The 21,145-nt window shown below is 60.9% G+C and carries 22 protein-coding genes and 1 other RNA gene; 15 read left to right on the plus strand and 8 right to left on the minus strand.

What is annotated here, in order from left to right; all coding sequences use genetic code 11:
- The first annotated feature begins 143 nt into the window (after positions 1 to 143).
- From AC1RAC_RS15450 to AC1RAC_RS15460, 3 genes are read left to right on the plus strand one after another with little or no spacing between them, the layout of a single operon-like run.
- Entirely contained in the window at positions 144 to 2,126 is a 1,983-nt protein-coding gene (locus AC1RAC_RS15450) for an acyltransferase family protein (protein ID WP_054895998.1), read from the plus strand.
- Between the two features lie 59 nt (positions 2,127 to 2,185).
- Positions 2,186 to 3,652, plus strand: a complete 1,467-nt coding sequence (ubiD, locus tag AC1RAC_RS15455; RefSeq protein ID WP_003195329.1) for a 4-hydroxy-3-polyprenylbenzoate decarboxylase — start codon at positions 2,186 to 2,188, stop codon at positions 3,650 to 3,652.
- The gene (locus tag AC1RAC_RS15460) at positions 3,652 to 4,620 is read left to right on the plus strand and encodes a CDP-6-deoxy-delta-3,4-glucoseen reductase (RefSeq protein WP_057975318.1); all 969 of its coding nucleotides are present in this window, start codon (positions 3,652 to 3,654) and stop codon (positions 4,618 to 4,620) included. The genes ubiD and AC1RAC_RS15460 overlap by 1 nt, the downstream gene beginning before the upstream one ends.
- A 60-nt stretch (positions 4,621 to 4,680) precedes the next feature.
- Here the strand turns inward: AC1RAC_RS15460 and AC1RAC_RS15465 are convergent, their stop codons facing one another.
- Positions 4,681 to 5,163, minus strand: coding sequence for a sn-glycerol-3-phosphate transporter (locus tag AC1RAC_RS15465; RefSeq protein ID WP_181124103.1), 483 nt, complete (start codon positions 5,161 to 5,163; stop codon positions 4,681 to 4,683).
- Between the two features lie 250 nt (positions 5,164 to 5,413).
- Between AC1RAC_RS15465 and AC1RAC_RS15470 the strand changes: the two genes are divergently transcribed.
- Positions 5,414 to 6,067, plus strand: coding sequence for a gamma-glutamylcyclotransferase (locus AC1RAC_RS15470; protein WP_054895996.1), 654 nt, complete (start codon positions 5,414 to 5,416; stop codon positions 6,065 to 6,067).
- Here AC1RAC_RS15470 and glpT read toward each other — a convergent pair.
- Entirely contained in the window at positions 6,064 to 7,401 is a 1,338-nt protein-coding gene (gene glpT, locus AC1RAC_RS15475) for a glycerol-3-phosphate transporter (RefSeq protein ID WP_032878817.1), read from the minus strand. The genes AC1RAC_RS15470 and glpT overlap by 4 nt on opposite strands.
- A 291-nt stretch (positions 7,402 to 7,692) precedes the next feature.
- Entirely contained in the window at positions 7,693 to 8,670 is a 978-nt protein-coding gene (locus AC1RAC_RS15480) for an NADPH:quinone oxidoreductase family protein (protein ID WP_019817790.1), read from the minus strand.
- 150 nt (positions 8,671 to 8,820) lie between these two features.
- On the opposite strand from AC1RAC_RS15480, the gene AC1RAC_RS15485 reads away from it, so the two are divergent.
- Positions 8,821 to 9,228 (plus strand): flagellar basal body-associated protein FliL, encoded by a 408-nt coding sequence (locus tag AC1RAC_RS15485; RefSeq protein WP_014720413.1) that lies wholly within the window; start codon positions 8,821 to 8,823, stop codon positions 9,226 to 9,228.
- A gap of 114 nt (positions 9,229 to 9,342) precedes the next feature.
- Here the strand turns inward: AC1RAC_RS15485 and AC1RAC_RS15490 are convergent, their stop codons facing one another.
- Positions 9,343 to 9,792, minus strand: a complete 450-nt coding sequence (locus tag AC1RAC_RS15490) for an EVE domain-containing protein (RefSeq protein WP_492616744.1) — start codon at positions 9,790 to 9,792, stop codon at positions 9,343 to 9,345.
- A 195-nt stretch (positions 9,793 to 9,987) separates the two neighbouring features.
- Between AC1RAC_RS15490 and AC1RAC_RS15495 the strand changes: the two genes are divergently transcribed.
- Positions 9,988 to 10,137, plus strand: coding sequence for a hypothetical protein (locus tag AC1RAC_RS15495; protein WP_010207387.1), 150 nt, complete (start codon positions 9,988 to 9,990; stop codon positions 10,135 to 10,137).
- A gap of 9 nt (positions 10,138 to 10,146) precedes the next feature.
- Here AC1RAC_RS15495 and AC1RAC_RS15500 read toward each other — a convergent pair whose 3' ends face one another.
- The 4 genes from AC1RAC_RS15500 to AC1RAC_RS15515 all read right to left on the minus strand — a co-directional run bounded on the left by AC1RAC_RS15500 (position 10,147) and on the right by AC1RAC_RS15515 (position 11,569).
- Positions 10,147 to 10,779: a 5-formyltetrahydrofolate cyclo-ligase gene (locus AC1RAC_RS15500; protein ID WP_492616745.1), complete on the minus strand. Its 633-nt coding sequence runs from the start codon at positions 10,777 to 10,779 to the stop codon at positions 10,147 to 10,149.
- A 57-nt stretch (positions 10,780 to 10,836) separates the two neighbouring features.
- Positions 10,837 to 11,015: non-coding RNA, 6S RNA (gene ssrS / locus AC1RAC_RS15505), on the minus strand.
- 30 nt (positions 11,016 to 11,045) lie between these two features.
- Positions 11,046 to 11,363, minus strand: a complete 318-nt coding sequence (locus AC1RAC_RS15510; protein ID WP_054895993.1) for a cell division protein ZapA — start codon at positions 11,361 to 11,363, stop codon at positions 11,046 to 11,048.
- Positions 11,360 to 11,569 (minus strand): TIGR02449 family protein, encoded by a 210-nt coding sequence (locus AC1RAC_RS15515; protein WP_003177365.1) that lies wholly within the window; start codon positions 11,567 to 11,569, stop codon positions 11,360 to 11,362. Before AC1RAC_RS15515 ends, AC1RAC_RS15510 begins: the two co-directional genes overlap by 4 nt.
- 138 nt (positions 11,570 to 11,707) lie before the next feature.
- On the opposite strand from AC1RAC_RS15515, the gene AC1RAC_RS15520 reads away from it, so the two are divergent.
- From AC1RAC_RS15520 to gcvH, 9 genes are all read left to right on the plus strand, one after another.
- A complete protein-coding gene (locus AC1RAC_RS15520; protein WP_054917081.1) occupies positions 11,708 to 12,265 on the plus strand; it encodes a YecA/YgfB family protein in 558 nt (185 codons plus the stop codon).
- A gap of 21 nt (positions 12,266 to 12,286) precedes the next feature.
- Positions 12,287 to 13,609: a Xaa-Pro aminopeptidase gene (gene pepP, locus AC1RAC_RS15525; RefSeq protein ID WP_034129009.1), complete on the plus strand. Its 1,323-nt coding sequence runs from the start codon at positions 12,287 to 12,289 to the stop codon at positions 13,607 to 13,609.
- Entirely contained in the window at positions 13,606 to 14,793 is a 1,188-nt protein-coding gene (gene ubiH / locus AC1RAC_RS15530) for a 2-octaprenyl-6-methoxyphenyl hydroxylase (protein ID WP_054895992.1), read from the plus strand. Before pepP ends, ubiH begins: the two co-directional genes overlap by 4 nt.
- A complete protein-coding gene (locus AC1RAC_RS15535; RefSeq protein ID WP_259284795.1) occupies positions 14,786 to 15,271 on the plus strand; it encodes a DUF4442 domain-containing protein in 486 nt (161 codons plus the stop codon). Before ubiH ends, AC1RAC_RS15535 begins: the two co-directional genes overlap by 8 nt.
- A gap of 8 nt (positions 15,272 to 15,279) precedes the next feature.
- Positions 15,280 to 16,497, plus strand: coding sequence for a 2-octaprenyl-3-methyl-6-methoxy-1,4-benzoquinol hydroxylase (locus AC1RAC_RS15540; RefSeq protein ID WP_492616762.1), 1,218 nt, complete (start codon positions 15,280 to 15,282; stop codon positions 16,495 to 16,497).
- A 162-nt stretch (positions 16,498 to 16,659) separates the two neighbouring features.
- Positions 16,660 to 17,664 (plus strand): extracellular solute-binding protein, encoded by a 1,005-nt coding sequence (locus AC1RAC_RS15545; RefSeq protein ID WP_057975325.1) that lies wholly within the window; start codon positions 16,660 to 16,662, stop codon positions 17,662 to 17,664.
- A 150-nt stretch (positions 17,665 to 17,814) separates the two neighbouring features.
- A complete protein-coding gene (locus tag AC1RAC_RS15550) occupies positions 17,815 to 19,431 on the plus strand; it encodes an ABC transporter permease (protein WP_020301817.1) in 1,617 nt (538 codons plus the stop codon).
- A gap of 156 nt (positions 19,432 to 19,587) precedes the next feature.
- Positions 19,588 to 20,670 (plus strand): glycine cleavage system aminomethyltransferase GcvT, encoded by a 1,083-nt coding sequence (gcvT, locus tag AC1RAC_RS15555; protein ID WP_034129004.1) that lies wholly within the window; start codon positions 19,588 to 19,590, stop codon positions 20,668 to 20,670.
- Between the two features lie 52 nt (positions 20,671 to 20,722).
- The gene (gene gcvH / locus AC1RAC_RS15560; protein ID WP_492616746.1) at positions 20,723 to 21,106 is read left to right on the plus strand and encodes a glycine cleavage system protein GcvH; all 384 of its coding nucleotides are present in this window, start codon (positions 20,723 to 20,725) and stop codon (positions 21,104 to 21,106) included.
- Positions 21,107 to 21,145 lie beyond the last annotated feature (39 nt).

The following is a 21,145-nucleotide window of genomic DNA, read 5'->3' on the forward strand; positions in this document are numbered from 1 at the left end:
GTCCAAAAAAATGGCGTCCTTAAGGGGACGCCATTTTTTTTGCGTCGAGATTCTGCGATTTTTGTGGCATAAGTATCCGTTAAGTAACAAAAATTGACGCGTGACTTCGCTCATCCCTTTCGTCGCAGACTGACCACATTCTTATGACCACCCTTGCTTACCGCAGAGACATCGATGGCCTGCGTGCCATTGCTGTCCTTGCAGTCGTGTTGTTCCACTTTGGTGTCCCTGGCATTACTGGCGGTTTTGTTGGCGTTGACGTCTTCTTCGTCATCTCAGGTTTCCTGATCACGTCAATTATCTGGCGTGAGCGTCAAGCTGGACGCTTCAGCTTCATCGACTTCTGGGCTCGTCGAGCCCGGCGTATCTTGCCGGCCCTGTTTGTGATGATCGCCGCGACACTGGCAGTGGGTTGGTTTCTGTTGGCGCCCAAGGACTATGAGGAGTTAGGGCGGTCTGCGCACTATCAGGTGACCTTTACGTCGAACCTGTTGTTCTCGCGTCAGCATGGCTACTTTGATGCCTCATCCGACATCAAGCCCTTGCTGCATACCTGGTCGCTTGCAGTAGAAGAGCAGTTCTATATTTTCTTCCCATTGCTGCTGACGTTGCTTTCCAGTCGGTTGAAGCACTGGCGCCTGGCATTGTTCGCGGTACTGTTGGTGTCGTTTGGCATGAGCGTCTGGGCGGTTCAGCATGAGCCGCAGAAAGCCTTCTTCCTGTTGCACCTGCGGGCCTGGGAACTACTGGCCGGTGCAATGCTGGCGGTGCAGCCCAAGCGTGAATGGCGCGCCTCGCCGGCCTTGGCTCAAGGGGTCAGCCTGGCTTCCCTGGCATTGATCCTCATCGCTGTGCTGGGCTACGACGCGAAAACGCCGTTCCCAGGTGCGACCGCGTTGTTGCCCGTGCTGGGGGTGGTCGGGTTGATCTGGGCCAACGGTCAGCAACAGACCTGGGTCGCTCGCCTGTTGGGCACACGGATCATGGTGGGTATCGGGCTGATCTCTTATTCCTGGTACCTCTGGCACTGGCCGGTGTTCGTGTACGCCAACTATGCCGCGGTGGATGGCTTGAGCGCGCTGGAGCTGGCGGGGCTGATGCTGCTTTCGCTGGTGCTGGGCTATCTGTCCTGGCGCTTCGTGGAAACGCCGTTCCGGGAAAAACGTTTGCTGGCTTCGCGTAAGGCGATTCTGGCGTCAGCCATGGTCGGCATTCTGGGGTTGGGCTTCACTGGCCTTGCGATACGCGAAGCTGACGGCGTGCCTTCGCGCTTGTCCGAACAGGCGTTGCGTTTTGCCCAGGCCAAGAAGTGGAGCCCTGACCTGCTGGCGTGCATGGCCGACAAAGATACGCCCGATGAACGCTTGTTCTGCCATTTCGGCCCGAAAGGCCAATCTGTTTCAGCGCTGGTATGGGGCGACAGTCACGCCACTGCGCTGATACCCGCACTTAAAGAGGGCGCTGATCGCCACGATATCAGCCTGGTCGAAGCCAGTTTTGCCGGCTGTATTCCCCTCGATGGCCTGGAGAATATTGCCCGCTGCGCGCATTTCAATCGTCGCGTCGAGAAGGCCATGTCCGAGCAGGCTTTCAGCGATGTGGTGTTGGCCGCCCGCTGGAGCCTGTATGTGTACGGGCAAATGTCCGGTGACAAGGAGCATGCGCTCAAAGACCCGGGCACCGGCCAGTATGTGCGTGCCGTCGCCGAACAACGCTTTGCCCAGGGCTTGCGCGAGCGCATCCAGGGCTTGCGCGCTGCCGGGCACAAGGTCTGGCTGGTCAAGGAAGTGCCGCTGCAGGAAATCATCGTACCTTACCGTCTCAGCCGCCTGGCCATGATGAACCGCCCCGTGGACGGTGAAGGGCTCGCCGTGGCCGAGCATGTAAAGCGCCAGGCCTTTATCACGCACTTGTTTGATGAGTTGGCGGCGGCCGACAGCGGTGTCGCGGTGCTGGACCCTGCACCTTTGCTGTGTGGCACCGACGGTGTATGCCGGGTCGAACTCAATGGCCGAGCGCTGTATACCGACGATAACCACCTTTCAGACGTCGGCGCGCGACACATCGAAGCCTTCCTGGAGCCGTTGTTCAGTTCGTTGCAATCACGCGGATTGACGGCCAATTAAGCTGCCAGCCGCCCTCAGAGCAGGTAGGATGTACGCCTATTTTACGGGTGGCATGGTTAATGAAATTCAAGGATCTTCGGGATTTCGTGCAGCAACTTGAGCAGCGCGGAGAGTTGAAACGTATCCAGATGCCGATTTCTCCGGTGCTGGAAATGACTGAGATTTGCGACCGCACCTTGCGCAACAAGGGCCCGGCGCTGTTGTTCGAAAACCCGACCGGCTTCGATATTCCGGTGCTGGGCAACCTGTTCGGCACTCCCGAGCGCGTGGCCTTTGGCATGGGCGCCGAGTCCGTCAGCGAACTGCGCGAGATCGGCAAGCTGCTGGCCTTTCTCAAGGAGCCCGAGCCGCCCAAGGGCTTGAAGGACGCCTGGTCCAAGCTGCCGATCTTCCGCAAGATCATTGCCATGGCCCCCAAGGTGGTCAAGGACGCGGTGTGCCAGGAAGTGGTCATTGAGGGCGACGATGTCGACCTGGCCATGCTCCCGGTGCAAACCTGCTGGCCCGGCGACGTCGGCCCGCTGATCACCTGGGGCCTGACCGTCACCAAAGGCCCGAACAAGGACCGCCAGAACCTCGGTATCTACCGTCAGCAAGTCATTGGCCGTAACAAAGTGATCATGCGCTGGCTGAGCCACCGTGGCGGCGCCCTCGACTTCCGTGAGTGGTGCGAAAAGCATCCCGGCAAGCCGTTCCCGGTATCCGTGGCCCTGGGTGCCGACCCGGCGACCATCCTCGGCGCGGTCACGCCCGTACCTGACAGCCTCTCCGAGTACGCTTTCGCCGGTTTGTTGCGCGGTAATCGCACGGAGCTGGTGAAGTGCCGCGGTAATGACCTGCAAGTGCCGGCCACCGCCGAAATCATCCTTGAAGGCGTGATTCACCCAGGTGAAATGGCCGATGAAGGCCCCTACGGCGACCACACCGGTTACTACAACGAAGTCGACAGCTTCCCGGTGTTCACCGTCGAGCGCATCACCCATCGGGTCAAGCCGATCTACCACAGCACCTACACGGGTCGTCCGCCCGATGAGCCCGCCATCCTCGGCGTGGCGCTCAACGAAGTGTTCGTGCCGATCCTGCAAAAGCAATTCCCGGAAATCACCGACTTCTACCTGCCGCCCGAGGGCTGTTCGTATCGCATGGCCATCGTGACCATGAAGAAGTCGTATCCGGGGCATGCCAAGCGGGTAATGCTCGGCGTATGGTCGTTTTTGCGACAGTTCATGTACACCAAGTTCGTTATTGTCACCGACGACGACATCAATGCCCGGGACTGGAACGACGTGATCTGGGCCATCACCACGCGCATGGACCCCAAGCGCGATACGGTGATGATCGACAACACGCCTATCGACTACCTCGACTTCGCGTCGCCGGTATCGGGCCTTGGCTCAAAGATGGGCCTGGATGCCACGCACAAATGGCCGGGCGAAACCACGCGTGAGTGGGGCCGGGTGATCGTCAAGGATGAAGCCGTCACTGCGCGGGTCGATGCGATCTGGAAAGAATTGGGAATAGATTGATGCGTGTAACCCTGCAACCTTCCGGTGCTGTGCTGGAACTGGCCCCTGGCGAGCGAATCCTCGAGGGCGCCCGTCGTCTGGGCTATGAGTGCCCTCAGGCCTGTCGCAATGGCGTGTGCCATGTCTGCGCGGCATTGCTGGTGGAAGGCCGGGTACGCCAAGCCGGGGAAGTGCGCGATCATGGTGAGTTCTACACCTGTATCGCCGAGCCCCTGGAGGATTGTGTGGTGCTGTGGGATGGCGTTCTGGCGCCGGGAGAGTTGCCGTTGCGCAAATTGTCGTGCCAATTGATCGAGTGTGCGCAAGTGGGTGGCGATGTGTGGCGCGTGCGCCTGCGTGCCCCGGCTGGCAAGGCGGTGCGTTATCACGCCGGGCAATACCTGATGATCGAGCGGGACAACGGCGAGAAGTCAGCGTTTTCCCTTGCCTCGGCGCCCCATGCCGGGCGTGAGTTGGAGTTGCATGTACTGGCACGGGAAGCCAGCGCGCGCAGCCTCATCGAACAGTTGCAGCGTAACCAGATGGCGCGCGTCGAGCTGCCGTTTGGCGACACTCACCTGGCTGAACTGCCAGACGGGCCACTGGTACTGATGGCCGCCGGCACCGGCATGGCGCAGATGAACAGTCTGATCGAGCATTGCCGCGCTTCAGGTTTCAAGCACCCGGTGCATCTGTATTGGGGCGTGCGTCTGCCGGAAGATTTCTACGAAATCGAGCATTGGGATCAATGGCTGCAATTACCCAACCTGTTCCTGCACAAAGTCGTCAGCGACCTGTGTGGTTGGGAAGGGCGCTGTGGTTTGCTGCATGAGGCAGTGTGCGAAGACATTGCCGACCTCAATAGCGTGCACGTCTACGCCAGCGGTTCGCCGGCGATGATCTACGGCACGCTGGACGCACTGGTCAACGCCGGCATGGATGCGCACCGGATGCGCGCCGACGTCTTCGCCTACGCCCCAAGGCCCTGAAGCCTTGCGCTGAATAATGTAGGAGCAGGCAAGTCAGCTCTCACAGGGGACAGTGTCGTGTCAGAAGCGCACGCCAGTTGTCACCATTGCTGCGTTGAACCCGAGCAACACCAACTCCGCCGCCACCGGCCCGTAATGCGCGCCCACCGACGGAATGATCACCGGCGCCACACCGAATCGGTTCAACGGGATCTTGTCGCGGTACTCGCCGCGATAGCCCTGAAGCAGCCCGCCGGTCAATTTTGCATACACCGGATAGTCGGCCAGGTCATAGCGCTTGCCCGCATAGGCGTAGTACGAGCGCTGGCGGAACGAGTTGCGAAAAGTCACCCCGCCATACAGCAGGCCCGACGCCTCGTTGCGTTCCAGGCCGATCAAGTCCTGCTTGTTGTTGTGCTCGGGGTCGGGGGCGAAGTGCCGGGTGTAGACGCTGGTCTGGGCGTACCAGAAGCCTTTGTCGTCGTTGGCGGGAGGGGTTTCGCTCGCCAGCGCGGTGGTGGCTTGGGCCAGGAACAACAGCCCAGGCAATCGAAATTTTTTCATGGGGCGACCTCGATAGTCGATGTAATGAACGGCTAAGTGGGTCGTTATGTGCGCGCTAGTTTGACGGCATGGCGCCCGCCCAGGCTGAACCGGGGCTGACAGTAGCGGGATTAACCGTCCAGATCCTGACGAGTGGCGGCGTTGATTAATGCCCAGTGGTACTTTTTCGCCGTACGGTTACAGCGCTGCGTTTTATTACGGTAAAGTCGCTCACAACTGGTAACACTCAGGAGGCGCACCGCATTTCGCCATGACCGCCATTGAAACCGATCTTCTGCAATTGGCTTACCCTCCGCGCCTCGATCTTGGGCCGCAACTCACACACGAACAGTTGATGAGCTCGATGCAAGCCACCATGGCTCGGCATAAGGGTGGGCCGGTGTGGCTATTTGCTTATGGTTCGCTGATCTGGCGCCCCGAATGTTCATCCACCGAACGCGTACGGGCGCGGGTCCACGGTTATCACCGGGGCTTGTACCTGTGGTCCCATGAGCATCGGGGTACGCCGGAATTGCCGGGGTTGGTGTTCGGGCTGGACCGCGGTGGTTCCTGCAGCGGGTTCGCCTACCGTTTGCCGGAAGATCAGTTGGAGGCCTCGCTGTATGCCCTGTGGCAACGCGAGATGCCATACCCCTCTTACCGGCCGCACTGGCTCAGCTGCCGATTGCAAGATGGCAGTACCGTGCAGGCGTTGGGGTTTGTGTTGGAGCGGCATTTGCCCAGCTATGCTGGCAACTTGCCTGATATCGTGCTTAATCATGTACTGCAAAGCGCTTGCGGGCGTTACGGCACGACTCGCGATTATGTCGAGCAGACCGTGAACGCCCTGCGTAGCCACGCCATGCCAGATAAAAACCTGGAGGCGCGGCTCAAGCGTTGTGCCAAGGGTTGCCCGGGCGATTAACGCGCCGAGCTGACACTGTTGGTGTGCCACAGCGTGGGGATCAGGAACGCGATCGCCAGTACGCACGCACCAATCAGCAGCACGAAACCACCGTCCCAGCCGAAATGGTCGACCGTGTAGCCCATGGCCGCACTTGCCGCTACCGAACCGCCCAGATAACCGAACAGACCGGTGAAGCCCGCTGCGGTGCCGGCGGCCTTCTTCGGAGCCAGTTCCAATGCCTGCAGGCCGATCAGCATCACCGGGCCGTAGATCAGGAAGCCGATGGAGAACAGCGCAATCATGTCGATCATCGGGTTGCCCGGCGGGTTGAGCCAGTAAACCAGAGTGGCCACTGTCACCAGGGCCATGAACACGATACCGGTCAGGCCGCGGTTGCCACGGAAGATCTTGTCCGACATCCAGCCGCACAGCAGCGTGCCCGGGATACCTGCCCACTCGTAGAAGAAGTACGCCCAGGACGACTTATCGACCGTGAAGTGCTTGGCTTCTTTCAAGTAGGTCGGCGCCCAGTCCAGTACGCCGTAGCGCAGCAGATAGACAAACACGTTGGCGAAGGCGATGTACCAGAGCATTTTGTTGCGCAGCACGTACTTGACGAAGATTTCCTTGGCGCTAAATTCGTCTTCGTGGCTGGCATCGTAGCCTTCCGGATAGTCGTTCTTGTACTTCTCGATAGGCGGCAGGCCCACCGATTGCGGAGTGTCCCGCATGGTGATGAAGGCAAACGCCGCCACCGCCAGGGCCACGGTGGCCGGTACATAGAACGCCGCATGCCAGTCGTTGAACCACGCCATGCCCAGCAGGAACAGCGGGCCGATCAAGCCACCGCCGACGTTATGCGCCACGTTCCACACGGACACCACGCCGCCGCGTTCTTTCTGCGACCACCAGTGCACCATGGTCCGCCCACTTGGCGGCCAACCCATGCCCTGGGCCCAGCCGTTGATGAACAGCAAAATGAACATCATGGTCACGCTGGACGTTGCCCAAGGCGCGAAACCGAAAATGAACATCACCCCCGCCGAAACCAGCAGGCCGAAGGGCAGGAAGTAACGTGGGTTGGAGCGGTCGGACACCAGGCCCATCAGGAATTTGGACAAGCCGTAGGCAATCGCGATCGCCGACATCGCCAGGCCCAGTTCACCGCGGGTGTAACCCTCGTCGATCAGGTAGGGCATGGCCAGGGAGAAGTTTTTACGCAGCAGGTAGTAACCGGCGTAACCAAAGAAAATACCCGCGAAGATCTGCCAGCGCAGCCGTCGGTAGGTACTGTCTATTTTTTCTTCAGGCAGGGGCGCCTGGTGTGCGGCAGGACGAAAGAAAGCAAACATTCAAGAGCTCCAAATTTCTTGTTTTGACTGCGGATGCGAATGTTACAGTTTCGTTACCGAAAATAGCATCGCCTCTTATCTGCAAACACAGGAAACGAGAGCAATTGCATGTTCTTTTACGAACATGTCGCCTATAGATAAGTGATGGTCGTGGTTAGGTCCTAAGACCGCGAAGTAACTACCGTGGGAGCTGGCTGGCCTGTGATGACGGTCTTTCAGCTTCATCTGTAGCAGCTGACTCACCGCTGTCGCAGGCAAGCCAGCTCCCACATGGATTGCATTTCAGGTGTGTTATCGGGTTTGGACAACTATTTTACCCACTGCCTTGCGCTGTCCCAGATCATTGATCGCCTGTGCTGCCTGTTCCAGCGGATACACCTGCGACACCAACGGCTTGAGCTTGCCCTCGCCATACCAGGTGAACAACTGCTGGAAATTCGCTGCATTGTCCTGCGGTTGGCGCTGGGCAAACGAACCCCAGAACACCCCGACCACCGCTGCGCCCTTGAGCAACGCCAGGTTCACCGGCAGTTCAGGAATACGCCCGCTGGCGAAACCCACCACCAGCAGCCGACCATTCCAGGCGATCGAACGAATGGCCTGGTCAAACAGGTCACCCCCCACCGGGTCGTAAATCACGTCAGCGCCATTGCCATCGGTCAGGCGCTTGACCTCATCCTTGAGGCTGGCTTCGCTGTAGTTGATCAGCTCATCGGCGCCAGCGGCCTTGGCCACTGCGAGCTTGTCGGCGCTGCTGGCGGCGGCAATCACCCGGGCGCCCATGGCCTTGCCGATCTCCACGGCGGCCAGGCCCACGCCACCGGACGCGCCAAGCACCAGCAAGGTTTCGCCGGGTTGCAGGTTGGCGCGTTGTTTGAGCGCGTGCATGGAGGTGCCGTAGGTCATGCTGAAGGCGGCGGCGGTGTTGAAGTCCATGCTCGGCGGGATCGGCAGCACGTTATAGCCGGGCACCGCGACCTGCTCGGCAAAGCTGCCCCAGCCGGTCAACGCCATCACACGGTCACCGACTTTCAGGTGGCTGACTTTCTCACCCACCTCGCTGACCACGCCTGCCGCTTCGCCACCGGGTGAGAACGGAAAGGGCGGCTTGAACTGGTATTTGCCTTCGATGATCAGCGTATCCGGGAAATTCACCCCGGCCGCATGCACGTCCAACAGGATTTCATTCTTTTTGATCGCCGGGCTGGCGATCTCTTCCAGCACCAGGGTTTCGGCGGGGCCGAAGGCTTTGCACAGCACAGCTTTCATCGGACTATTCCTTTTGGCATCGTGGCCGATAAGTGTAGGAGGGTACGCCCGGGGGTCAACGAGCATACCCCCGCCTGATAAGCCGCCATAAGCTTGTGCTCAGCCTTGCTAGCGTTATGCTACCGGGCAACCGAATTCGAGGAATGAACTGTGAAAGCGTGGATCCTGTTGATGCTGGCCCTGACCTTGCCGATGGCAGCCCAGGCCGAAGAGGCCAAAGAAGGCGAGGCGCCGAAGGTCAGCTATATCAGCCTGAGCCCGCCGTTCGTGGGCAATTACGGCCTGGATGGCACCGCCAAGCTCAAGGTCTACAAGGCCGACATTGCTCTGCGCGTGACCGGTGATGAGGCGGCGAAGCTGGTCAAGGCCAACGACCCGTTGATTCGCAACCAACTGGTCGCGCTGTTTACCCAGCAGACCAACGAGACCATGAGCAGTGTGGAAGGGAAGGAAAAGCTGCGTCAGGAAGCGTTGAAGCAAACGCAGCAGGTGATGAACGATGAAACCGGCAAGCCGGTGGTAGAAGACCTGCTGTTCAACAACCTGATCATCCAGTAAGTCGCTGCGCGACTATCGCGGGCAAGCCCGCTTTCACAGGGGCTCGCATTCCAGTGTGGGAGCGGGCTTGCCCGCGAAGAGGCCCTGACAGGCACCGCAAGAAGCCAGTATCCATTAAAGCAACTGCAGGACCGCTGCCCACTGCTCCGGTGTGACTGCCATGACCGAAAGCCGGCTGCCCTTTTGCACCAGCGGCATTTCAGCCAGTGCAGTTTGCTGCTTCAGATAGCCAAGGCTTAGCACCTTGGGGAAGGTCTGCACGTGGGCGACATCGATCGCGCTCCACGGGTTTTTCTCCGGGGTGGCCTTGGCGTCGAAATAGTGGCTTTCTGGTTCCAGCGCAGTGGGGTCCGGATAGGCGGCCCGAGTGATTTTGCCGATGCCGGCAATCCCTGGCTCCGGGCAACTGGAGTGGTAGAAGAAAAACTCGTCGCCCACGGCCATGGCGCGCAAAAAGTTGCGGGCCTGATAGTTGCGTACCCCGTCCCAGCGCGCTTCGCCGAGCTTTTCCAGGCCGTTGATAGAGAGTTCGTCGGGCTCGGATTTCATCAGCCAGTAGGCCATTGTTGGGCTCCTGAAAAAGGCATTGGGCAAGTTGTCGGGCAATTGCATGACAAACCGACAGTCGGTTGGCGTCAAGGTTTGCGTGTTGGTTCACGTTACCGCAGAATGCGCGCTTTTAAGCTTGACGCAGCTGCAACGGACTACTTTGGAACGTTGTTGTCATCGTGTACGAGGTGCCTGAAAGGGGGGCAATCGATGCAACGTAAGCCGGATTTACTATGGATTTTGGTTATTTTGTTTGGTCTGGGCGTCGTGACCACCGGTTATGCCCAGAGCCTGTGGTCGAACAAGACCGATGCACCGGTTGAACTGGCTCAGCAGCAGCCACAACCGTTCAAGCGTTAACTCAAGCATTCACCAAGGCGCCGCTGTTTCCAGCGGCGTTTGTGCGTCATACCACTGCGTATCAGTCACCGTCCCCGCCAACGGCACATCCCAACTCGCCTGCGCCAGGCGTTCGACTTTCTGGCATTCATGGGCCAGCCCCAGCAGCGTTGGCTTGCGCCAGCTCTGGCGGCGGGCAAGATAGGCCAGGCTGCGATCGTAGAACCCGCCGCCCATGCCCAGGCGCCCACCCACATCGTCGAACCCCACCAGCGGCAATAACACCAGGTCCAGCGCCCAGACATGGCGCTGACGATGGGCATTGACCCGTGGTTCAAGGATGCGAAAGCGGTTTGGCAGCAACTTATCCCCAGGTCGTACACGCTGGAACACCATCTTGGTGCGCGGCCAGGCGCTGAGCACCGGCAGGTAAGTGGCTTTGCCGCGGCGCTGGGCCGCACGCAGCAGCAGGCGCGGATCGATTTCACCGTCCGTGGGCAAATATAAAGAGATATGTTTGGCCCGGCGAAACAGCGGGTGCTGTGCCAGTTGCCGGTACAGACCCTGAGCGGCCTGGCGCTGCTCGCTTGGCGTGAGGGCGCGGCGGGCCTTGCGCAACATGCGTCGAAGTTGCGGACGAGATAGCGGCGCAGGTTCGGTCATGATTTTCGGCTCATAAAACAATGCCAGTCCGGGGACTGGCATTGAGTTTGGGAATTCAGGCTCCCCGACAGAGCCGCTGTCGACTTAGCCCTTGAACCCGAAAGTTCAAGGTGGAAGAAGCAGTAGGCTTTAAGGCTTTCCGTCTAGCGGACATGCACACCAGCCCAACGTGCAACTTCCAGGGTAGTGCGAATCGGCTCAGGGACATCGCCGACTGGCAAACACGCCAGGGAGTGGGGCGAGTATACCTTAAACCCGCTCGGCAATCAGCCCTTGGGTGTGTCTGAATCGGTGGAAAGCGCCAGATCCACGCGATCGAGCAGGTCACGCACCTGCTCGCGCGTCGAACCACTGGCCTGTACGTCAGGGCGCTCCTGCTTATGCAGCAGGTCGTGGGTGATATTCAGCGCGGCCATCACAGCGATGCGGTCGGCGCCGATCACTTTGCCGCTGCTGCGGATTTCGCGCATCTTGCCGTCCAGGTAGCGGGCAGCGCTCACCAGGTTGCTGCGTTCTTCCTGGGGGCAGATGATCGAATATTCTTTGTCGAGGATCTGCACGGTAACGCTATTGCTTGAACTCATGAGTCTTGCTCCAGGGCCTTCAGGCGCGAAATCATCGATTCGACCTTACGCCGGGCGATTTCGTTTTTTTCAATGAGGTGAGCGCGTTCCTCGCGCCAGGTCTTTTCCTGAGCTAATAGGAGTCCGTTTTGACTCTTAAGTTGCTCGACCCGATCAATTAGCAGTTCGAGTCTGGCCATCAGCGCTTGCAGGTCGGTGTCTTCCATTGGGTTCCACTGGATTTGTCTGATGAATGGCAACTGCAGGATAAACGATCTGACGCCCTCGATAGTCTTGGTACGTCTGCCGGTGCTAGGATACAGCGCTCCATTCTAGACATTGCGCCGTCTGGCGCCTAGCTCACCATGCCCATTCAGAATTCCCCGTACGATGCTTTTTCCAAACTGCTGAGCACCAGCGGCCACCCTTGCTCGCCTGCCGAACTGCACGGCGTGCTGTTGGGCCGCAGTTGCACCGGTGTGGGCTTTGATGCCGACAACTGGCTGGCCGATGTGGCCGAGTTGCTGGAAACCGAACCCACCGAGAACGTGCGCAATGCGTTGATCGGCCTGCAAGAGATGGTCAAGGGCGAGTTGACCGGTGACGACGTCACCGTGGTCCTGCTGCTGCCGACCGATGACGCGCCGCTTACCGAGCGCGCTGCTGCCCTGGGCCAATGGTGCCAGGGTTTCCTCCACGGTTTCGGCGTGAATGCCGGCGGCCTGGAGCTGAGCACCGACGCCAAGGAAGTGCTGCAGGACCTGGCGGCGATCTCACAGGTGCAAGATGCCCTGGAAGAGTCCGAAGATGGCGAAGGCGACTACATGGAAGTCATGGAATACCTGCGCGTCGCGCCGTTGCTGCTGTTCACCGAGACCAAGAAGTCCGCTGAGCCGGTCGCTGCCAAGCCGTCGTTGCACTAAAGAAAGGAAGCCCATCTGCCCATGATTCATATCCCCAAAGCGGAATACACCCGTCGCCGCAAGGCGCTCATGGCGCAGATGGAACCCAACAGCATCGCGATCCTGCCGGCCGCCGCCGTGGCCATCCGCAACCGCGATGTCGAGCATGTTTACCGCCAGGACAGCGATTTCCAGTATCTGAGCGGTTTCCCCGAGCCCGAAGCGGTGATCGTGCTGATGCCCGGTCGCCAACACGGCGAGTACGTGCTGTTCTGCCGCGAGCGCAATGCCGAGCGCGAATTGTGGGACGGCCTGCGTGCGGGCACCGAGGGCGCGATTCGCGACTTTGGCGCGGATGACGCCTTCCCCATTACCGATATCGACGACATCCTGCCCGGCCTGATCGAAGGTCGCGACCGTGTGTACTCGGCCATGGGCAGCAATGCCGAGTTCGACCGGCACGTGATGGAGTGGATCAACGTGATCCGTTCAAAAGCACACCTGGGCGCCCAGCCGCCGAACGAATTCGTTGCCCTGGATCATTTGCTCCACGATATGCGCCTGTATAAATCGGCGGCAGAAGTGAAGGTGATGCGCGAGGCAGCGCGAATTTCCTGTGCGGCCCATGTGCGGGCGATGCAGGCCAGCCGTGCCGGCCTGCATGAGTTCAGCCTGGAAGCCGAGCTGGATTACGAGTTTCGCAAAGGCGGCGCGAAGATGCCGGCCTATGGCTCCATCGTCGCCGCCGGGCGCAACAGCTGCATCCTGCATTACCAGCAGAATGACGCGGTGCTCAAGGACGGCGACCTGGTGCTGATCGACGCCGGGTGTGAGATCGATTGCTACGCCAGCGACATCACCCGTACCTGGCCGGTCAACGGCAAGTTTTCGCCGGAGCAGAAGGCGATCTACGAGATTGTGCTGGCCTCCCAGGAAGCCGCCTTCAAGCAGATCGCGCCGAACAAACATTGGAACCAGGCCCATGAGGCGACCGTGCAGGTCATCACCGCCGGCCTGGTGAAGCTGGGGTTGTTGCAAGGTGACGTTGACGAGTTGATCGCCAGCGAAGCCTACCGCGCCTTCTACATGCACCGTGCCGGCCACTGGCTGGGCATGGATGTGCATGATGTGGGCGAGTACAAAGTGGGCGGTGAATGGCGCGTGCTGGAAGTGGGCATGGCCTTGACCGTGGAGCCGGGCATCTATATTTCCCCGGACAACCAGAACGTGGCAAAAAAATGGCGTGGCATTGGCGTGCGCATCGAGGACGACGTGGTAGTGACCAAGCAAGGCTGTGAAATCCTGACTGGCGGCGTGCCCAAGACCGTTGCCGAGATCGAGGCGTTGATGGCGGCTGCCCGATGAGCCGGGTCAACCTGGCGATTATCGGCGGTGGCCTGGTGGGCGCCAGCCTGGCCCTGGCGTTGCAAGCGGGGGCCAAGGCGCGGGGTTGGAAGATCGTGCTGATCGAGCCCTTTGCACCGGGCGACAGTTACCAACCGAGCTACGATGCGCGCTCTTCCGCGCTGTCGTTTGGCGCGCGCCAGATTTACCAGCGGCTGGGCCTGTGGCATGCCATTTCCCGACGTGCGGAGCCGATCAAGCAGATCCATGTATCGGACCGTGGGCGCTTCTCCACCGCGCGTTTGTCCGCGATGGAGGAGGGCGTGCCAGCCCTGGGTTATGTGGTGGAAAACGCCTGGCTCGGCCAATGCCTGTGGCAAGGCTTGGACAAGGACGTGGTGAGCTGGCGTTGCCCGGCGGAAGTCACGCGCATGGAGCCGCTGCCCGATGGCTATCGCCTGACCCTCAACGATGAAACCGTGCTGGAATGCGACCTTGCGGTACTGGCCGATGGCGGCCGTTCCGGCCTGCGAGAGCAACTGGGCATTGGCGTGAAAACCCGGCCCTACAACCAGAGCGCGCTGATCGCCAACATCACCCCGAGCGAAGCGCACAATGGCGAGGCGTTCGAGCGCTTTACCGATGAAGGCCCCATGGCCTTGCTGCCGCTGCCGGACAACCGTTGCGCGCTGGTCTGGACCCGCATCGGCATGGACGCCCAGCGCTTGGCCAGCCTCGACGAGCGTAGCTTCCTGAGCGAACTGCAGGGTGTGTTCGGGTATCGCCTGGGCACCCTCAAGCAAGTGGGTGCCCGCCACCTGTACCCGTTGACCCTGGTGGAAGCCGAAGAGCAAGTGCGCTCGCACCTGGCGGTTCTCGGTAATGCCGCCCACAGCCTGCACCCGATTGCCGGGCAGGGGTTCAACCTGTCCCTGCGCGATGCCAATGCCTTGGCCGAAGCCCTGTTAGCCGGGCCTGCTGTGCCGGGTGACCTGGCGACTTTGCAAAGCTATCGCGAGCGCCAGCGCCTGGACCAGCAACTCACCGTAGGCTTCTCCGACCAGGTCACGCGCCTGTTTGGCAGTGCCCAACCGTTAGTGGCGCTGGGCCGCAATATGGGCTTGCTCGGCCTCGACCTGTTGCCACCGGCCAAACGCTGGTTCGCCCGCCAGGCCATGGGCCTGGGTACGCGTTCCGATGCGTAAGTGGCTAACCCAACGCGTGGGCAAGGCGCGGCTGTTGCGCTGGTTCCTCACCCTGTACCCGCCGTACCTCGGCGCCGGGGTGCGGGTGCAGGCACTGAGTGCCGACTTCCGGCATGCCAAGGTGCGCATGGGCCTGGGTTGGTACAACCGCAATTACGTCGGTACGCAATTTGGCGGCAGCCTGTATTCGATGGTCGATCCGTTCTACATGTTGCTGTTGATGGAAAACCTGGGCCGCGACTACATCGTGTGGGACAAGGCCGCGAGTATCGACTTCATCTCGCCGGGCAAAGGCCCGGTGTATGCCGAGTTCGCCATCGACGACGCTTTGCTCGATGAAATCCGGCTCCAGACCGCAGGTGGCGAGAAATATCTGCCCCACCTCAAGGTCGAGATTCATGACGGCTCCGGCACCCTGGTGGCGCGGGTCGACAAAATCCTTTATGTGCGGCGCAAGCCGCCAGCGAGACAGGCTTGAATATGGAAATGCGCGCAGATGTGCTGATTGTCGGGGCGGGAATGGTCGGAAGCGCCCTGGCGCTGGCGTTGCAGGGCAGTGGCCTGCAGGTGCTGCTGCTCGACGGCAGCCCGTTGAGCGTCAAGCCGTTTGAACCGGCTGCGGGGTTTGAACCGCGGGTGAGCGCGCTGTCGGCGGCCAGCCAGCGCATTCTTGAGCGCCTGGGCGTGTGGGACGGTATCGTAGAGCGGCGTGCCAGCCCCTATGGCGAAATGCAGGTATGGGACGGCAGCGGCACTGGGCAGATCCACTTCTCGGCGGCCAGTGTGCATGCGGAGGTGCTTGGGCATATCGTCGAGAACCGCGTGGTGCAGGATGCCTTGCTCGATCGCCTGCATGACTGCGACCTCGGCCTGCTGGCCAATGCGCGCCTGGAACAGATGCGCCGATCCGGCGATGACTGGTTGTTGACCCTGGCCGACGGCCGCAAGCTGCGCGCGCCGCTGGTGGTGGCCGCCGACGGTGCCAACTCCGCCGTACGCCGCCTGACCGGTACACCTACCCGCGAATGGGATTACCTGCACAACGCCATCGTCACCAGCGTGCGCAGCAGTCAGCCGCACCAGCGCACCGCGTGGCAACGTTTCACCGACACCGGCCCGTTGGCGTTCCTGCCGCTGGTGCGCGATGGGCAGGAAGACTGGTGCTCGATTGTCTGGTCGACCACGCCCGCGGAGTCCGAGCGCTTGATGGCGCTGGATGATGAACGCTTCTGTCGGGAACTGGAGCGTGCCTTCGAGGGGCGCTTGGGCACTGTGGTCAGTGCCGACCCGCGTGTGTGCGTACCGTTGCGCCAGCGCCATGCCAAACGTTATGTGGCCGAAGGCCTGGCGTTGATCGGCGACGCCGCCCACGTCATTCACCCGTTGGCGGGGCAGGGCGTCAACCTGGGGTTCCTCGATGCAGCCGTGCTGGCCGAAGTGCTGTTGGCGGCGACCGAGCGCGGCGAGCGCCTGGCCGATGTGAAAGTGCTGAGCCGTTACGAGCGGCGCCGCATGCCCCATAACCTGGCGCTGATGGCGGCGATGGAAGGCTTTGAGCGCTTGTTCCAGGCCGATCAACTGCCGCTGCGCTGGTTGCGCAACGCGGGTTTGAAAATCGTCGACCAGATGCCCGAAGCCAAGGCAGTGTTTGTGCGCCAGGCGCTGGGATTGACTGGCGATCTTCCCGAACTCGCCAAACCCTGAACTGACAATACAACCCTCTGTGGGAGCCGGGCTTGCCCGCGATGAGGCCGTCAGCTCCGGCGCATATTCTGGCTGTGCAACATCTGGTAACGCCTCCACCAAGCGTTACCAAATGTGAGTCCTTATCATTTGCCCTCCATTTGCAAATGAGAGACCGCACCCATGTTGGCACCCAAGCGCCTCCTGACTGCCCTGGCACTCACCCTGATCGGCAGCACCACCGTGCAGGCGGCCGACGAAGTCGTGGTCTACTCCTCGCGTATCGACGAACTGATCAAGCCCGTGTTCGACGCCTACACCAAAAAGACCGGCGTACAGGTCAAGTTCATCACCGACAAGGAAGCCCCGTTGATGCAGCGCATCAAGGCCGAGGGCGAGAACGCCACCGCCGACCTGCTGCTCACCGTTGACGCCGGCAACCTCTGGCAGGCCGAGCAGATGGGCATCCTGCAACCGTTCACCTCTCCTGTCATCGACAAAAATATTCCTCTGCAATATCGCTCATCGGCCCACGCCTGGACCGGTTTGAGCCTGCGTGCGCGAACGATCGCCTATTCCACCGACCGGGTAAAGCCGGGCGACCTGACCACCTACGAAGCCCTGGCCGACAAGCAGTGGGAAGGCCGCCTGTGCCTGCGCACGGCGAAAAAAGTCTATAACCAGTCGCTGACCGCCACGTTGATCGAGACCCATGGCGCGGCCAAGACCGAAGAAATCATCAAGGGTTGGGTGAATAACCTCTCCACCGACGTGTTCTCCGATGACATCGCCGTGCTGGAGGCGATCAACGCCGGGCAGTGCGACGTGGGTATCGTCAATACCTATTACTACGGTCGCCTGCACAAGCAGAAGCCAGAGCTGGCGGTGAAATTGTTCTGGCCGAACCAGGGCGACCGCGGCGTGCATGTGAATCTCTCCGGCATCGGCCTGACCCAGCACGCACCGCACCCGGAAGCGGCCAAGGCGCTGGTGGAGTGGATGACCACGCCTGAGGCACAGAAGATCTTCGCCGACGTCAACCAGGAGTTCCCGGCCAACCCAGCGGTACCTCCATCGGCGGAAGTGGCGACCTGGGGCAAGTTCGTGGCCGATACCTTGCCAGTGGAAGTGGCAGGCAAGCGCCAGGCCGAAGCGATTCGCCTGATGGATCGCGCTGGCTGGAACTGAAGCTGCGCCGCTTAACTGTGGGAGCTGGCTTGCCCGCGATTGCATCACTTCGGTATCACTGATACACCGAGGTGCTTGTATCGCAGGCAAGCCAGCTCCCACATTGGTTAGTGGCCGCTACAACATCTTTATTTTTCTGAGAGCTTTTCCTTGGCCCACCCCGCCCAACGTCGCTGGTACCTACCGGTTTTCAGCGTCGCCGCCCTGGTGCTGTTGCCGCTGAGCGTGCTGCTGCTGTCCTGGCAAAGCATTGACCCACAGATCTGGTCGCACCTCTGGGACACTCAGATGCCCCGCTTGCTGGGCAACACCTTGACCCTGGTGCTCGGTGTCGGCCTGGGCGTGACGCTGCTGGGCGTCAGCCTGGCCTGGCTGACCAGCCTGTGCGAGTTCCCCGGGCGGCGCTGGCTCGATTGGGCACTGATGTTGCCCTTTGCAATCCCTGCCTATGTGCTGGCCTTTGTGTTCGTGGGCCTGCTGGATTTCGCCGGTCCGGTGCAAACCCTGCTGCGCGAGTGGTTCGGCACCGGGTTGCGCTTGCCGCGGGTACGCTCTACCAGCGGCGTGGTCATTGTGTTGGTGCTGGTGTTCTATCCCTATGTCTACCTGCTGGCGCGCAGCGCGTTCCTGGCCCAGGGCAAAGGCTTGATGGAAGCGGCGCGGGTGCTGGGGCAATCGCCATGGCAAGCGTTCTGGCGCGTGGCATTGCCAATGGCGCGGCCAGCGATTGGTGCCGGTGTGGCCTTGGCGCTGATGGAGACGCTCGCGGATTTTGGTGCGGTCTCGGTGTTCAATTTCGACACCTTTACCACCGCAATCTATAAAACCTGGTACGGCTTTTTCAGCCTGTCCAGTGCCGCGCAACTGGCCAGCCTGCTGCTGCTGGTAGTGATGCTGGTGCTGTATGGCGAGCGACGTGCGCGCGGGGCCAGCCGACCGAGCAATGAGCGCCCACGGGGCAAGGCGTTGTACCACCTGCGCGGGTTCAAAGCCGTGGCGGCCAGCGCGTGGTGCAGCTTGGTCTTCGCCTGTGCGTTCGTGATTCCGATGCTGCAACTGGTGGCGTGGTTCTGGCAGCGTGGCCGCTTCGACCTAGATGAACGTTACACCGGGCTGATCGTGCATACCCTTTACCTGGGCGGTATCGCAGCGCTGATCACGGTCAGCGTGGCGCTGATACTGGCCTTTGCCAACCGTCTGGCGCCCACTCGCGCGATTCGCTCCGGTATCAGCCTGGCCAATGTCGGCTATGCCTTGCCAGGCTCGGTGCTGGCGGTGTCGATCATGCTGGCGTTCAGTTACCTGGACCGCGAGTTGGTGGTGCCGCTCTCCGGATGGCTGGGCGGGGCGGGCAAGCCTTTGCTGCTGGGCAGCCTGTCGGCACTGGTGCTGGCGTACCTGGTGCGGTTCCTGGCGGTGGCCTACGGGCCGCTGGAAAACAGCCTGGCGCGAATCCGTCCGTCACTGCCCGAAGCGGCACGCAGCCTTGGCGTGAGCGGCCCACGACTGTTTTGCAAAGTGTATCTGCCGTTATTGCTGCCGGGCACGTTGAGCGCAGCGCTGCTGGTGTTTGTGGATGTGCTCAAGGAAATGCCCGCCACCTTGCTGATGCGCCCGTTTGGTTGGGACACCCTGGCGGTCCGCATCTTTGAAATGACCAGTGAAGGCGAATGGGCGCGGGCGTCTTTGCCGGCGCTGACCCTTGTGCTGGTTGGCTTGTTGCCGGTCATCGGGCTGATTCGTCGCTCGGCTCGGCAAATCGGTTAGGTGCCAGTCCTACGGCTTGAGGCTACAATGCGCGGCATTCGGTGCGCTCCGTCTTTCGGATCGACCTGCTGTATGTGGCTGCGGGCCTTGTAGTACAAGGTGTTCGGCGCAAGTGGCAGCTCTGCGCGCCTTCGCCAAGCCCGGAAGGAGAAACCCATGGGACAGCGTACGCCTCTGTATGACCTGCATCTCGCCCTCGGCGCGAAAATGGTCGATTTTGGCGGTTGGGATATGCCTTTGCATTACGGCTCGCAAGTTGAAGAGCACCACCAGGTGCGACGTGACTGCGGGGTCTTCGATGTATCTCATATGACCGTGATCGATGTCACCGGCCCCCAGGCCAAGGAATGGCTCCAGTACCTGCTGGCCAATGATGTCGACCGACTGCATGGCTGTGGCCGTGCGTTATACAGCGCCATGCTCAACGAGCAGGGCGGGGTAGTGGACGACATGATCGTCTACCGCACCGAAACCGGTTACCGCCTGGTGGTCAACGCCGCCACCCGCGATCAGGACATGGCCTGGATGCAGGCGCAACTGGGCACCTACTCAGTGCAGCTGCATGAGCGGTCAGAGTTGGCCATGCTCGCCATCCAAGGCCCCCACGCCCGGCAGAAAATCGCCGAACTGGTGACCCAGTCCCGTGGCACCCTGATCCATCAGCTCAAGCCGTTCGAAGGCCGGGCCGACGGCGACTGGTTTATCGCCCGCACCGGCTATACCGGCGAAGACGGCCTCGAAATCGTGTTGCCGGCCGATCAGGCACCGGGCTTTTTCAACGATCTGGTGGGCGCGGGTATTTCCCCCATCGGTCTCGGTGCGCGCGACACCTTGCGCCTTGAGGCTGGCATGAACCTCTATGGCCAGGATATTCACCAGGCCGTCTCGCCCCTGGCGGCCAACATGGCCTGGAGCATCGCCTGGGAACCGGTCGAGCGTAACTTCATTGGCCGCGCTGCGCTGGAAGCAGAAAAAGCGGCCGGCGTGCAGTTCAAACTGGTGGGGCTCGTCCTAGAAGAGCGTGGCGTGCTGCGTGCTCATCAGGTGGTTCGTATCGCCAATGTTGGCGAAGGAGAGATCACCAGTGGTAGTTTCTCGCCTACGCTAAGCAAATCCATTGCGCTGGCGCGTGTGCCGACGGCGACTGCCGACCGGGCCGAAGTGGAAATCCGCGGCAAGTGGTATCCGGTTCGAGTGGTCAAGCCGACCTTCGTGCGTCATGGCAAAACCCTGATCTAACCAATTCCGGCAGGCCAAAGGCCGCTGACATTTCATCTTGAGGACACAGACTATGAGCAATATCCCTGCCGACCTGCGTTTTGCCGAAAGTCACGAATGGGCCCGTCTGGAAGCTGACGGCACCGTGACCGTCGGGATCTCCGACCATGCACAGGAAGCTTTGGGTGATGTGGTGTTTGTTGAACTGACCGAAGTGGGCAAGGTGTTTGCCGCTGAAGACCAGGCGGGGGTGGTGGAGTCGGTCAAGGCCGCTTCGGACATCTACTCGCCGATTGCCGGCGAAGTGATTGCTGTCAACGAAGAGCTGAGTGGCAGCCCTGAGCTGCTGAACTCTGACCCGTACGGCGCGTGGATCTTCAAGCTCAAGCCAAGCGACAAGGCCGAACTGGACAAGCTGCTGGATGCCGCCGGCTACAAAGCCGCCATCGGCGAATAAACGCCATAGTTACAACGACACAAATCAATGTGGGAGCTG

The organism is Pseudomonas sp. GW823-FHT02F05, assembly GCF_058797315.1.

Excerpts from the sequence above, each read along its gene's own strand:
- AC1RAC_RS15450 (WP_054895998.1), top strand. The coding sequence starts at position 144 with ATGACCACCCTTGCTTACCGCAGAGACATCGATGGCCTGCGTGCCATT.
- ubiD (WP_003195329.1), top strand. The coding sequence starts at position 2,186 with ATGAAATTCAAGGATCTTCGGGATTTCGTGCAGCAACTTGAGCAGCGC.
- AC1RAC_RS15460 (WP_057975318.1), top strand. The coding sequence starts at position 3,652 with ATGCGTGTAACCCTGCAACCTTCCGGTGCTGTGCTGGAACTGGCCCCT.
- AC1RAC_RS15465 (WP_181124103.1), bottom strand. The coding sequence starts at position 5,163 with ATGAAAAAATTTCGATTGCCTGGGCTGTTGTTCCTGGCCCAAGCCACC.
- AC1RAC_RS15470 (WP_054895996.1), top strand. The coding sequence starts at position 5,414 with ATGACCGCCATTGAAACCGATCTTCTGCAATTGGCTTACCCTCCGCGC.
- glpT (WP_032878817.1), bottom strand. The coding sequence starts at position 7,401 with ATGTTTGCTTTCTTTCGTCCTGCCGCACACCAGGCGCCCCTGCCTGAA.
- AC1RAC_RS15480 (WP_019817790.1), bottom strand. The coding sequence starts at position 8,670 with ATGAAAGCTGTGCTGTGCAAAGCCTTCGGCCCCGCCGAAACCCTGGTG.
- AC1RAC_RS15490 (WP_492616744.1), bottom strand. The coding sequence starts at position 9,792 with ATGGCCTACTGGCTGATGAAATCCGAGCCCGACGAACTCTCTATCAAC.
- AC1RAC_RS15495 (WP_010207387.1), top strand. The coding sequence starts at position 9,988 with ATGCAACGTAAGCCGGATTTACTATGGATTTTGGTTATTTTGTTTGGT.
- AC1RAC_RS15500 (WP_492616745.1), bottom strand. The coding sequence starts at position 10,779 with ATGACCGAACCTGCGCCGCTATCTCGTCCGCAACTTCGACGCATGTTG.
- AC1RAC_RS15510 (WP_054895993.1), bottom strand. The coding sequence starts at position 11,363 with ATGAGTTCAAGCAATAGCGTTACCGTGCAGATCCTCGACAAAGAATAT.
- AC1RAC_RS15515 (WP_003177365.1), bottom strand. The coding sequence starts at position 11,569 with ATGGAAGACACCGACCTGCAAGCGCTGATGGCCAGACTCGAACTGCTA.
- AC1RAC_RS15520 (WP_054917081.1), top strand. The coding sequence starts at position 11,708 with ATGCCCATTCAGAATTCCCCGTACGATGCTTTTTCCAAACTGCTGAGC.
- pepP (WP_034129009.1), top strand. The coding sequence starts at position 12,287 with ATGATTCATATCCCCAAAGCGGAATACACCCGTCGCCGCAAGGCGCTC.
- ubiH (WP_054895992.1), top strand. The coding sequence starts at position 13,606 with ATGAGCCGGGTCAACCTGGCGATTATCGGCGGTGGCCTGGTGGGCGCC.
- AC1RAC_RS15535 (WP_259284795.1), top strand. The coding sequence starts at position 14,786 with ATGCGTAAGTGGCTAACCCAACGCGTGGGCAAGGCGCGGCTGTTGCGC.
- AC1RAC_RS15540 (WP_492616762.1), top strand. The coding sequence starts at position 15,280 with ATGCGCGCAGATGTGCTGATTGTCGGGGCGGGAATGGTCGGAAGCGCC.
- AC1RAC_RS15545 (WP_057975325.1), top strand. The coding sequence starts at position 16,660 with ATGTTGGCACCCAAGCGCCTCCTGACTGCCCTGGCACTCACCCTGATC.
- gcvT (WP_034129004.1), top strand. The coding sequence starts at position 19,588 with ATGGGACAGCGTACGCCTCTGTATGACCTGCATCTCGCCCTCGGCGCG.
- gcvH (WP_492616746.1), top strand. The coding sequence starts at position 20,723 with ATGAGCAATATCCCTGCCGACCTGCGTTTTGCCGAAAGTCACGAATGG.